At 42.7% G+C, this 12,276-nt stretch carries 13 protein-coding genes and 1 pseudogene; 11 read left to right on the forward strand and 3 right to left on the reverse strand.

What is annotated here, in order from left to right:
• Positions 1-107: 107 nt before the first annotated feature.
• Both NST56_RS08620 and ddcP read left to right on the forward strand, forming a co-directional pair.
• A complete protein-coding gene (locus tag NST56_RS08620; RefSeq protein WP_168747728.1) occupies positions 108-887 on the forward strand; it encodes a patatin family protein in 780 nt (259 codons plus the stop codon).
• A 4-nt stretch (positions 888-891) separates the two neighbouring features.
• The gene (gene ddcP, locus NST56_RS08625; RefSeq protein ID WP_339181338.1) at positions 892-1,917 is read left to right on the forward strand and encodes a protease DdcP; all 1,026 of its coding nucleotides are present in this window, start codon (positions 892-894) and stop codon (positions 1,915-1,917) included.
• A gap of 16 nt (positions 1,918-1,933) precedes the next feature.
• Here ddcP and NST56_RS08630 read toward each other — a convergent pair whose 3' ends face one another.
• Both NST56_RS08630 and NST56_RS08635 read right to left on the reverse strand, forming a co-directional pair.
• Complete coding sequence (locus NST56_RS08630) at positions 1,934-3,181, reverse strand: nucleotidyltransferase (RefSeq protein ID WP_339181341.1); 1,248 nt, start codon at positions 3,179-3,181, stop codon at positions 1,934-1,936.
• Positions 3,178-3,361: pseudogene (locus tag NST56_RS08635) on the reverse strand (hypothetical protein). The gene NST56_RS08630 and the pseudogene NST56_RS08635 overlap by 4 nt, the downstream one beginning before the upstream one ends.
• Positions 3,362-3,388: 27 nt before the next feature.
• On the opposite strand from NST56_RS08635, the gene NST56_RS08640 reads away from it, so the two are divergent.
• The 3 genes from NST56_RS08640 (at position 3,389) to gerR (ending at position 4,834) form a co-directional block, all read left to right on the forward strand.
• Entirely contained in the window at positions 3,389-3,907 is a 519-nt protein-coding gene (locus NST56_RS08640; protein ID WP_339181343.1) for a DUF177 domain-containing protein, read from the forward strand.
• Positions 3,908-3,928: 21 nt separating this feature from the next.
• Positions 3,929-4,108, forward strand: coding sequence for a 50S ribosomal protein L32 (gene rpmF / locus NST56_RS08645; protein ID WP_003154457.1), 180 nt, complete (start codon positions 3,929-3,931; stop codon positions 4,106-4,108).
• Between the two features lie 144 nt (positions 4,109-4,252).
• Entirely contained in the window at positions 4,253-4,834 is a 582-nt protein-coding gene (gene gerR, locus NST56_RS08650; RefSeq protein ID WP_168747732.1) for a sporulation-specific transcriptional regulator GerR, read from the forward strand.
• Between the two features lie 54 nt (positions 4,835-4,888).
• Here gerR and NST56_RS08655 read toward each other — a convergent pair whose 3' ends face one another.
• Positions 4,889-5,371, reverse strand: a complete 483-nt coding sequence (locus NST56_RS08655; RefSeq protein ID WP_168747733.1) for an N-acetyltransferase — start codon at positions 5,369-5,371, stop codon at positions 4,889-4,891.
• 160 nt (positions 5,372-5,531) lie between these two features.
• On the opposite strand from NST56_RS08655, the gene NST56_RS08660 reads away from it, so the two are divergent.
• The 6 genes from NST56_RS08660 (at position 5,532) to pbpB (ending at position 12,223) form a co-directional block, all read left to right on the forward strand.
• Positions 5,532-6,428, forward strand: coding sequence for a 2-dehydropantoate 2-reductase (locus tag NST56_RS08660; RefSeq protein ID WP_168747734.1), 897 nt, complete (start codon positions 5,532-5,534; stop codon positions 6,426-6,428).
• Between the two features lie 70 nt (positions 6,429-6,498).
• Complete coding sequence (bshC, locus tag NST56_RS08665) at positions 6,499-8,118, forward strand: bacillithiol biosynthesis cysteine-adding enzyme BshC (RefSeq protein WP_339181348.1); 1,620 nt, start codon at positions 6,499-6,501, stop codon at positions 8,116-8,118.
• Between the two features lie 125 nt (positions 8,119-8,243).
• Complete coding sequence (mraZ, locus tag NST56_RS08670) at positions 8,244-8,675, forward strand: division/cell wall cluster transcriptional repressor MraZ (protein ID WP_003221402.1); 432 nt, start codon at positions 8,244-8,246, stop codon at positions 8,673-8,675.
• 69 nt (positions 8,676-8,744) lie between these two features.
• On the forward strand, positions 8,745-9,680 hold the full coding sequence (rsmH, locus tag NST56_RS08675; protein ID WP_168747736.1) for a 16S rRNA (cytosine(1402)-N(4))-methyltransferase RsmH: 936 nt from the start codon (positions 8,745-8,747) through the stop codon (positions 9,678-9,680).
• Positions 9,681-9,719: 39 nt separating this feature from the next.
• Entirely contained in the window at positions 9,720-10,073 is a 354-nt protein-coding gene (gene ftsL / locus NST56_RS08680) for a cell division protein FtsL (RefSeq protein ID WP_010334153.1), read from the forward strand.
• Positions 10,070-12,223, forward strand: a complete 2,154-nt coding sequence (gene pbpB / locus NST56_RS08685) for a penicillin-binding protein 2B (RefSeq protein ID WP_339181353.1) — start codon at positions 10,070-10,072, stop codon at positions 12,221-12,223. The genes ftsL and pbpB overlap by 4 nt, the downstream gene beginning before the upstream one ends.
• Positions 12,224-12,276: the final 53 nt, after the last annotated feature.

Below are 12,276 nucleotides of genomic sequence, written 5' to 3' on the forward strand. Positions count from 1 at the left end.
CAAGCAGTACCTGTCCTCTTGACCCTTTGTACTAATATACGAGCATAGGGGTTCAGTTTAGACCATAGAATTCGGTATACAGGGAATTCAGGCAGGAGGTTAACACGTTGGCCAAACCTAAAATCGGGTTAGCGTTAGGATCGGGAGGCGCCAGAGGACTTGCTCATCTTGGCGTGCTTTCCAGTTTACATAAGCACCAAATTGAAGTGGATATGATTGCGGGGAGCAGTATGGGCGCTTTGGTCGGCAGTTTCTACGCCGCGGGGCATGACGTGGAAACGATGAAAAAAGTCGCCAAGGCTTTCAAACGGCGGCTCTATGCTGATTATACGGTACCGAAACTCGGTTTTTTGAGAGGTGACCGTGTCAGGCAGCTCGTGCATGCTTATACATTCGGCAAACCGATTGAGGAACTCAAAATCCCTCTTGGAATTGTCGCGTGTGATCTGCAGACAGGGGAAAAGATTGTTTTCCGAAAAGGATCAGTATCAGATGCGGTGCGGGCAAGCATCAGCATACCAGGCATTTTTATTCCGCAGAAGCTGGACGGACGGCTTCTTGTAGACGGCGCGGTCGTCGACCGTATCCCAGTGTCTGTTGTAAAAGACATGGGGGCTGACATTATCATCGCCTCAGATGTCTCCAGGGTTCGAAAAACCGAAAAGGCGGCGCATATTTTTGATGTAATCATGCAAAGTATGGATATACTCCAAAATGAATTGGTGCGACATCAGACGATCGCCGCTGATATCATGATTCGCCCTTCTCTTGAAACATACAGCTCCAGCTCGTTTGCCAATATAGAAGAGATGATAACAGCAGGCGAGCAGGCAACAAACCGAATGATCAGCCAGATAAAAAAAGAAATAGAGAATTGGGAGGGCTAATAACTTGCTACGCAAAAAACATTTTAGCTGGATGCTTGTCATCCTCATTCTGATTGCCGTTTTATCATTTATAAAACTGCCATACTATATTACAAAACCGGGAGAAGCGACAGAGCTTGGTTCACTAATAAAAGTGGAGGGAGGCTACTCGGAAACAGGGAGTCTCTCCTTAATGACTGTCAAAGTGGGACCGGCTAATCCATTTACATATGCATGGGCTAAGATGCATCCCTATTATGAAATCGTTCCTGATGAAAGCATCAAGGAAGAAGGCGAATCAGATAAGGAATATATGAAACGGCAGCTTCAAATGATGAAAAGCTCACAGGAAAATGCCGTCATCGCCGCATATCAAAAGGCAGGAAAAAAAGTAAGCTATTCCTTTAACGGCATCTACGCAAGCTCAGTGGTAGAAAACATGCCGGCGAAAGGCAAAATAGAAGTCGGCGATAAAATCATCAGTGCAGACGGAAAAACCTATCAGTCTGCTGAAAAGCTGATCGACTATATCAGCAGCAAAACAGCCGGGGATAAAGTAACGTTAAAAATTGAAAGAGAAGGAAAAGAAAAGACCGCCACCCTTACTTTAAAACAATTTCCTGATGACCCTGGCCGTGCTGGAATAGGAGTTTCGCTGTATACGGACAGAAACGTCAAGGTGAAGCCTGATATTGATTTCGAAATCGAAAATATCGGCGGCCCATCAGCGGGATTAATGATGTCGCTTGAAATTTATAATCAGCTGACAAAAACAGATGAAACCAAAGGCTATGACATTGCAGGCACCGGTACGATTGATGTCGACGGAAAAGTAGGACCGATCGGCGGCATTGATCAAAAAGTCGTCGCCGCAGACAAAGCCGGTAAAGACATCTTCTTCGCTCCGAATCAAAACGGCGCCAGCAATTCTGATTATCAAAACGCAGTAAAAACAGCGAAAGACATTGATTCAGACATGAAGATTGTGCCTGTTGATACGATGCAGGATGCGATTGATTATTTGAATAAGCTGAAAGCGAAGAGCACCTGAAATCCAGGTGCTCTTTTTATATGCTCAAAAAACGGTGTTCATCCTCGTCATATCGTATCGGGGCATGTCCGTATTCTTGTATATCAAATTCGGTTCTAAGGGGCTCTTCTATCGCAAGGCTGTAGATTCTGCTTGCTTTAATGTCCAGATCGAGAGCAGGGTGGGAAAAGGAAGACAGCTTACTGACAAGCGGAACGGACAGCGTCTTTTTCTTTTCTGATAAAAAAGCCTGTCCTTTTTTCGTCATCCCAAGAAGTCTGATATAAGGGACCTCCTCGTCATTGATCAGCCGGTGAATCTCCTGTTTTTTCGTTCTCGTTAAAATGTGTGTGTTCATCCGCTGAAGCCTCGTCCACGTATATCGCTTTGTTTTGAGAAGCTCCATAAATTCCTGATAGGAGCTGGCTTTTCTGATCGAACGGAGGATTCTGTTCTCCAGTCCTTCCTCAACCTCGTATATTTGCTGTAATTCTAAGGCTGTGAGAGTCGAAAGGCTGTATTTCAAATAAGAAAAATAGCTTTCTGGTGTATGCCACAGTCCGAAAGTCTTGCGGTAATCGGCTAATTCTCGTGCAGCTGCTTTGGGAAGAAACGGAACGCAGTCATCAAAAGGCTTTTCAATCAGGGCTTTTCTGATGCTGGTCGCGCTGGCAATATACCTATCTTCATCAGGAAGGTCAGCATCATGATAATCCGAGGAGATTCTCGCTGTCGTATAGGGCTTCATTTCATATCCGCCGGAAAGAATCGATTTTACATAGTGGTACCCCAGAATGTTGTTCGGCTTCGACATATCAAGTCCGTTTTCTGTATGTAAAATGGAATTGAAGGCGATAGCAGCTGCTGATGGATAACTGGCACCCTTTTTAAGCTCTTCTTTTATACATTGATCAAACGAATCTTTATGCTCATCCATTATCTTTGCGGATTCTAAAAACGGCTCAATCTGTCCGTTCTCACTCCCGAAAAACAGTGCCTCGCATCCCAGGTTATTCAAAGTGGAGACGCTGCCGCTTGCGAAAATCTCCGCTTTTTGCACCGCGTAAAGATAAGGCAGTTCGACTACGAGGTCGACTCCGCTCTGAAGCGCCATTTTTGTGCGGGCCCATTTGGATACAACAGCAGGCTCCCCGCGCTGCAGAAAATGTCCGCTCATTACCGCAACAGCCGTGTCGCATCCGGTTTGCCGTTTGGCTGTTTGGGCATGATAAAGATGTCCGTTATGAAAGGGATTATACTCAACCACCAATCCGACAGCTTTCATATTTTTTCCGCCTTTCTTGCTATGTTTAAAAACGTATGGTACATTTGCAATTGAAAACTCTTACGTCTTTTTTGATTTAAGTGTATGCATAGGATATTCAGCTGTCAACGATGCTTGGCTGGCAGCATTATGCTGTAAAGAAAAAATATTGACAAAAACATTCTTAAAAGCTATAATCATGTTTGTTGCTTTCCTGAGGTGATACAAATGAAATGGACGATTTATCAGTTGCATCAAATGAAAAACCCGAGTTTTGAGTTTGATGAGACAGTTGAGTTACATGAGCTGACAAAGCAGAATTCTGACATTCGCCGCATTTCTCCTGTAAGGGTGAAAGGCAGAGCGGATATCAAATCTAAGCAGGTTTCGTTTGATTTTACGATCTCAGGCGAAATGATTTTGCCATGCTCAAGAACACTCGTTGATGTTCCGTATCCATTTACAATTTCAACAAAAGAACTGTTTATATTTCATCAGACGGATGATATAGAAGATGATGACGTTCACATTGTTGAGGACGATACTATCGACTTAACTCCGATCTTGAAAGAAGAAATTCTTTTAGAAATCCCTATGCAAATCTTTTGTGAATCTGAACAAGAAAAAGGAGCTGCTCCTCAAGAAGGAAAGGACTGGCAAGTCATTTCAGAGGAAGACAAGAAGAATCAAGTCGATCCGAGACTTGCTGCCCTTGAAAAGCTCTTAAAACAAGATGATGAATCTTAACTCTTTAAGGAGGTGGGAATAATGGCTGTACCTTTTAGAAGAACTTCTAAAATGAAAAAAAGATTGCGCCGTACACATTTCAAACTTAATGTACCTGGTATGACAGAATGTCCGTCATGCGGAGAGATGAAATTGTCTCACCGTGTATGCAAAGCATGCGGATCATACAACGGCAAAGACATAAATGTAAAAAGTAACTAATTAGAAAAGCGCAGGGTGAAAACCCTGCGCTTTTTCTTTTTTTCTTCCTGTCAGCTTGTAGAAAATTTGTGAGTGCAAATAGTCTATCTAATCTATTACCGGCATATGTATGAGATAAATAAGCTGACATGGAGGGAGATTGATTTGACCATTACAAGACAAGATGCTTGGACACAGGATGAGGATTTGCTGCTGGCAGAAGTAGTGCTTCGTCATATTCGCGAGGGCGGAACACAGCTTTCTGCCTTTGAGGAGGTCGGAAGGGCGCTGACCAGAACAGCCGCTGCCTGCGGATTCAGGTGGAACTCTTATGTGAGAAAGCAATACCAATCAGGCATAGAACTGGCAAAAAAACAGCGGAAAGAACTAAGAAAACAAATTGGGGTTCATTCCGTCAATATGCCGAATTCCGTCAGGCAGACTGTCCCGGCAGCTTCAGAGGGAAAAAGAGATTTGTCCATTCAGGATGTGATTGAGTTTCTCGAACAGTTTAAAGAGGCACCGTCCGCGCAAGAATTCCACGTTGAAAAGGAAAAAATGAAGGAGCAAATTCAGTCGCTGCAAAAAGAACTCGAGGATTTGCGGAGTGAAAACCAAACATTGAGAAACCAGCTGGAGATGACAGAAGAGGACTACAAGGCACTGATCGATATTATGGACCGAGCCAGAAAAATGGTTGTTTCAAAGGAAGATGGGAGACTGAAAAAAACAGCTCAAGAAACGTAATGAACCCTCAAAATGAACCGGCCCTAGAGTCATCAAAGGCCGGTTGTTTCATTTTTATGCTGATTCACCCGGTGTCATCTCGCCAGCTATATCCGGATGCCAGATGAGCGGGTTTTCCCCTTTGTCCCGCGCCATGTCATATTTGACTGGTTCAAAGTTCATTTTACTAAAAAACTCTGCTGATTTGATCCGAGGGTTTGTTCGGATCGGCATTCTGAATGATTTGGCGAATTCAACTAAGGCTGTACCGTAGCCTCTGTTTTGATAACCTGGAAGGACTTCAAGCTTCCAAAGCTCTAAGTAATCCTGGTGTTGGTCGAAGTAAGGATTTGATTTGCCATTGACTTGATACAGACTCATACGCGCTACCAGTTTATCCCCAAAATAAATCCCATAAAAAGGCGAAGTGCTGTCATTTTCAATGATATTAGCTTGAAGATCTTCAAGCATCGAGAGCTCTTGTATACCATATTCTTTGAATTTCTTGAATTCTTCAAGCGTTTTATAGTTGACAAGCAGACGTTCTACCTTAATCAAACCAATCTCCCCCTTTGTTGTTCTCTACATATATTGTAATCGCTTTATTTAAAAAATCCAAATATTTAAACTTTAATTTAAGTGTTTTGAAATCTCTGCGAAGTATTTTTTTCATACTTCTGCTATGATAATACGTAAATGTTAAATTGGGTGTGACATCATGAAAATTGGAATTATCGGCGGGGGCTCCGTCGGTCTTTTATGTGCCTATTATTTATCTTTGGATCATGAGGTGACTGTTTTGACGAGGCGGGATGAACAGGCCGCAGCGATTCAATCTGAAGGTGTTCGGCTTTATAAAGCCGGGAAAGCGTTCAATGCTCATTGCAGTGCGGGTACAGCTATTGATTCAGGTTTTGACCTTCTTGTCGTGACAGTGAAACAGCATCAGCTTCGAACTGTTTTTTCAATGCTTGAACGAATCAAAAAAACAAATATTTTATTCTTGCAAAACGGTATGGGTCATATACACGACCTTAAAGACTGGGGGGCTGACCATTCCGTTTATGTTGGGGTTGTTGAGCACGGAGCTGTAAGGAAATCGGATACAGCCGTTGAACATACAGGCATTGGTGCGATAAAATGGAGCACATTCAAGCATGCTGAAGCAGATCGGCTGAACGCGATGCTCCAGCATAACCATTCCGAATTTCCAATTCGCTATGAGATGGATTGGTATCGCCTGCTGACGGGCAAGCTGATCGTAAACGCCTGCATTAATCCGTTAACCGCGCTGCTGCGTGTGAAAAATGGAGAGCTGTTGACAGTGCCTGCTTATTTTTCTTATATGAAGCTCGTTTTTCAAGAGGCATGCAGCATTTTGCGGCTGGAAGATGAAGAGGCAGCCTGGGAGCGTGTACGTGCAGTTTGTGAGCAAACGAAAGACAATCGCTCTTCCATGCTGGTCGATGTGACCGCCGGACGGCAGACGGAGGCTGATGCCATCCTCGGATATTTGCTGAAAGAAGCACAGCTTCAAGGTCGTGACGCTGTTCACCTTGCGTTTTTACATGGCAGCATCAAAGCTTTGGAGCGAAACCGAAACAAAGTCTTTTGAGCTTTTCTGGTAACATGCTATACTCATTTCGGATAACTAACTATTTATTGGAGAAAGGAAGTTCTAGAAGATGCAGCTAACTGAACTTTCCATCAAAAATCAGAATGTGTTTGTACAGCACTATATAGATGGTAAAGAAGAAATGTCTTCTTTTTTTGATTACAGCATTCATCATAAGGATATGTGGCAAGAAAGACTGAAAGATTTATCCTCGCGGGTTTTCGCAAGAGAGGAATTGACAGCCTATTTATCCTCTTATCACAACAAGTTCGGCTCAAGCGCTATGCAGCATTCTATTGAGAAGCTGAAGGATCCTTCCAGTGTTGCTGTTGTCGGCGGACAGCAGGCAGGGCTTTTAACAGGACCGCTCTACACCATACATAAAATCATCTCAATTATTGTTTTAGCAAAGGAAAAGGAAGAACAGCTACAGGTGCCTGTTGTACCGATTTTTTGGGTTGCCGGAGAAGACCATGATTTGGATGAAATTAATTTTGTCCATACGTCAGAAGACAGTGGGCCAGTGAAAAAAAAGCTTCCACAGTCTTACTGGAAAAAGTCATCTGCCGCCAATACACCGCTTGATCAAGAAAAATGCGCCGCATGGATAGACGATGTGTTTGCGGCTTTTGAAGAAACAGACCATACGAACACACTTCTGGAACATGTAAAACGATGTTTAAGAGAATCTGTTACGTTTACCGATTTCTTTGAACAGCTGATTGCGGATCTGTTTCAAGAGGAAGGCTTAGTATTGTTGAATTCCGGAGACCCGGGAATTAAAAAGCTGGAAACCGCCATGTTCCAAAAGATCCTCCATGACAATGATGATCTTGCACAAGCTGTTTCTAAACAGCAGGACTTCATGCGCGAAGCGGGTTACAAGCCGATTATCGAGTCTGGAAAAGAGCAGGCAAATCTGTTTTATGAATATGAAGAGGAACGCTTTTTAATTGAGAAAGACAACGGCCGTTTTGTGATTAAGGAACTTGATCTGGCATGGTCGATGGATGAACTTTATACACATATGGAAGAACATCCTGAGCGCTTCAGCAATAATGTCGTAACGAGACCGTTAATGCAGGAATTTTTGATTCCTACCTTGGCATTTATCGCGGGACCCGGTGAAATCAATTATTGGGGTGAGCTCAAACAGGCTTTTGCAGTGATGGGCTTTAAAATGCCTCCTGTTATGCCGAGGCTGAACATCACGATAGTTGAACGCCATATTGAGAAAAAACTGATTGAACGAAAGATATCATTACAAGAGGCGATAGAAGGCGGAACGGAAAACCAAAAAGAGAAATACTTTGAACACCAGATTCCTGAAGAGTTTACCGCGGTAATTGAGCAAGCGAAAAACCAGATTGAAGCCATTCATAAAACCGTCCGGCAGGAGGCGCTTAAGGTTGATCAGAGCATGGAGCCTTTGCTCCTGAAGAACGCGGCGTTTATTCAGGATCAGCTTCAGTTTTTAGAGCGTACAGTGACAAAACGAATTGAGGAAAAAGAAGGCTATGTCTTAAGGGATTATGAGAGAATTCAAAATAGCATTAAGCCGCTGCTCGCACCGCAAGAGCGAATTTGGAATATCATGTATTATCTAAACAGGTACGGCCCAAAATTCTTCATATCATTCAAGAATCTGCCATTTTCTTTTCAAAATCAACATCAAGTTGTCAAACTTTGAAATAAAGTTTTAAAGAACCCTGAATAGTTCAGGGTTTTTTTTTATGTGTAAACAGTGTAAAATGAAGTTGTGGAGAGAAGTGGTGGATAGTGGTGAGTTAAGGAGAGAAAGTGGGGCAAAAGATCATGTTTATGGGTGAATACCAGCATACAATTGATGCGAAAGGCCGCATGATCGTACCCGCTAAATTCAGAGAAGGCCTCGGTGAGCAGTTTGTGCTGACAAGAGGACTTGATCAGTGTCTCTTCGGCTACCCTATGCACGAGTGGAAACAGATTGAAGAAAAACTAAAAGCTCTTCCTCTCACAAAAAAAGATGCCCGCGCATTTACACGTTTCTTCTTTTCAGGTGCGACAGAGTGCGAACTGGACAAGCAGGGCAGGGTAAATATCGCATCATCTCTATTGAATTACGCTAAACTGGAAAAAGAATGTGTTGTTATCGGGGTTTCGAATCGAATTGAATTGTGGAGTAAGGTAATTTGGGAACAATACACAGAAGAGCAAGAAGATTCATTCGCTGAAATTGCTGAAAACATGATTGGATTTGATATATAATGAATCTTCGTGTATAACACTCTAAAAACAATTTCAATTCATCCTGATAAAAGGTGGGACCAACACAAAATGTTTCAACACAAGACAGTACTTCTTCGTGAAACCGTTGACGGCCTAAATATTAAACCGGACGGTACATATGTAGACTGCACACTCGGTGGAGCTGGGCACAGTACATATTTATTACAGCAGTTATCCGAGAAAGGGCGTTTAATCGCTTTTGACCAAGATGACACGGCATTACAGCATGCAGAAGAAGCGTTGTCCGATTATCAAGGACAGCTTATTCTGATTAAAAGCAACTTTAGGTACTTAAAAGAATGTTTACATGAACACGGCATTACTGAAGTAGACGGTATTTTATTTGATCTAGGGGTGTCTTCCCCGCAGCTGGATACACCGGAAAGAGGATTCAGTTACCATCATGACGCACCTTTGGACATGAGGATGGACCAGTCGGCCACGCTTACGGCGAAAGAGGTCGTAAATGAGTGGCGCTATGAGGATCTTGTCCGTATTTTCTTTAAATACGGTGAAGAGAAGTTCAGCAAACAGATCGCCAGAAAAATTGAGGAGGCCAGAAGCAAATCTCCTATTCAAACTACGGGCCAACTGGTCGATCTAATAAAAGACGCGATTCCCGCTCCGGCCAGAAGGAGCGGAGGACATCCCGCAAAACGCGTGTTTCAGGCAATCAGAATTGCTGTGAACGATGAACTGAAGGTTTTTGAAGAGGCTTTGGAGCAAGCAATTGATGTGTTAAAGCCGGGGGGCAGGGTATCAGTGATTACCTTCCACTCACTTGAGGACAGAATTTGCAAATCAACGTTTAAAGAGAAGTCGTCACTTCCGGATCTTCCTCCGGGTCTTCCTGTTATACCGGAAGAGTTTGAACCGGAGCTCAAGCTTATCACAAGAAAACCGATCACGGCATCTGAAGAAGAATTGGCAGAAAATAATCGTGCCCGTTCTGCGAAGCTTCGAATTGCTGAAAAAAGAAAATAACAAACGCGAACGCAAACCTAAAAAGGAGGTCATCAGCCTATGAACAATTTAGCTTATCAACCAGAGAAACAGCAACGGCATGCGATCAGTCCTGAGAAAAAAGTGATTGTCAAGAAAAGGGCTTCCATTACTCTCGGAGAAAAGGTGCTTCTCGTCCTCTTCGCCGCTGCAGTGCTGAGCGTATCGCTTTTGATCGTGTCGAAGGCTTATGCGGCTTACCAAACAAATATAGAGGTGCAAAAGCTTGAGGAGCAAATTTCTTCCGAAAACAAGCAGATTGGTGACCTCGAAAAAAGCGTTGCTGATTTAAGCAAGCCGCAGCGCATTATGGATATTGCGAAAAAGAACGGCTTGAATTTAAAAGATAAAAAAGTGAAAAACATACAGGAATGATTCAAATGCCAAAAAAGAATAAATTTATGAACAGAGGAGCAGCGATTCTAAGTATTTGTTTCGCTCTCTTTTTCTTTGTCATCCTCGGGAGAATGGCATATATTCAAATAACCGGAAAAGCCAACGGTGAAGTGCTTGCGACAAAAGCGACAGAGCAGCATGAAAAGAAACGGTCAATCGAAGCGAGCAGGGGCTCCATCTTAGACCGAAATGGAAAAGTAATTGCTGAGGATACAGCTACGTATAAGCTGATCGCTGTTCTTGATGAAAAAATGACTACTGACAAAAAGCATCCGCAGCATGTCCAGAACAAGGAAAAAACAGCTGAAGAATTGTCTAAAATGATAAACATGGACAAGGCTGATATTCTTGATATCTTAAACAAGAAGAAGGCAAAACAAGTCGAGTTCGGTTCAGCGGGACGGGATATTACGTATTCACAAAAGCAAAAAATCGAAAAGTTGAATCTCCCGGGAATTTCATTTTTGCGTGATACAAAACGCTACTACCCGAACGGCATATTTGCGTCCAACTTGATTGGCTATGCCGAGGTTGACCAAAAAACAAATGAAATCACCGGCGCTATGGGATTAGAAAAAGTGCTGGATAAGTATTTGAGGGAGCGGGACGGATACGTAACATATGAAAGTGACAAATCCGGCTGGGAACTCCCGAACAGCAAAAATAAAATTACAGCTCCAAAAAATGGTGACAATGTATATTTAACCATTGATCAAAAAATTCAAACTTTTTTGGAAGACAGCATGACAAAAGTGGCGAAAAAGTATAATCCGAAAAAAATCATGGCAGCAGTCGTCGATCCGAAAACAGGCAAAGTGCTAGCAATGGGTCAGCGTCCAAGCTTTGACCCGAATATGCGCGATGTGACGAACTACTATAATGATTTAATTTCATATGCGTATGAGCCTGGATCAACGATGAAAATTTTTACACTTGCTGCTGCCATACAGGAGAATGTGTATAACGGCAATGAAAAGTACAAGTCCGGAACATATAAAGTAGGCGGAGAACCTGTAAAGGACCATAATGATGGTGTAGGCTGGGGGCCAACAACATACCATGACGGTGTAGTGAGATCTTCTAATGTTGCTTTTGCCAAACTGGCTAATGAAAAATTAGGCTATTCCCGGTTTAATGAGTATCTTCATAAGTTCAATTTCTATCAAAAAACAGGCATTGATTTGCCGGGTGAAGCATCAAGTAAAATCAATTTTAAATATGAATTTGACAAAGCATCGACTGCATATGGCCAAGCCTCTGCTGTTACACCAATTCAACAGCTGCAGGCTGCAACTGCAATAGCAAATGACGGTAAAATGATGAAACCCTATGTCATAGACCATATTGTAGATCCTGACAAGAAAAAAACCATTTATCAAAATAAACCTCAGTCCGCCGGTACCCCAATTTCTGCGGATACAGCTAAAAAGGTTCGTCAAATTTTAGGTGATGTCGTTACCTCTGATATCGGTACTGGACAGCCATATAAAATTGAAGGTTTTGATGTGGCTGTTAAAACCGGAACAGCACAAATTGCCGGACAAAACGGTTATCTATCTGGACGCGATAATTACGTATTTTCCGTAATGGGAATGGCGCCTAAAGATGATCCTGAGCTGCTGATCTATGTTGCAGTGCAGCAGCCGCAATTAGAAAATGATGAAACAGGTTCTAATCCAGTATCTGAAATTTTCAATCCGACAATGAAAAACAGTTTGCATTATCTGAACATTGAGCCGACTGAAACGTCAGATTCAGATGAGGAAGAAACGAAAGCGCAGGCAATGCCTGACTTAACAGATCAAACTGTAACAGGTGCTCAAAAGAAAGCGAAAGACGAAAACCTCACACCGATTGTGATCGGCAGTGATATTGCAGTAAAACAGCAATATCCAAAAGCGGGTGAGGAAGTTTTGACCAATCAGAAGGTCTTCCTGAAAACGGGGGGCAAAATCAAGATGCCTGATATGACAGGCTGGTCGAGAAGAGAGGTTCTTCAATACGGCGATTTGGCAGGAATTCATATAGAAGTGAGCGGACAAGGTTACGCTGTGAGCCAAAGCGTTAAGAAGGACAAAGAAATAAAAGACGGAACCGTGATCAAGGTGAAGTTTAAGAATCCTGATTAAATAGAAAGAAAGCTTACCCTGTTGGGTGAGCTTTCTTTTTTTCTATCTCCAAA

The sequence above is a fragment of the Bacillus sp. FSL R5-0560 genome, from assembly GCF_037966305.1.
Lineage (GTDB): Bacteria > Bacillota > Bacilli > Bacillales > Bacillaceae > Bacillus > Bacillus mojavensis.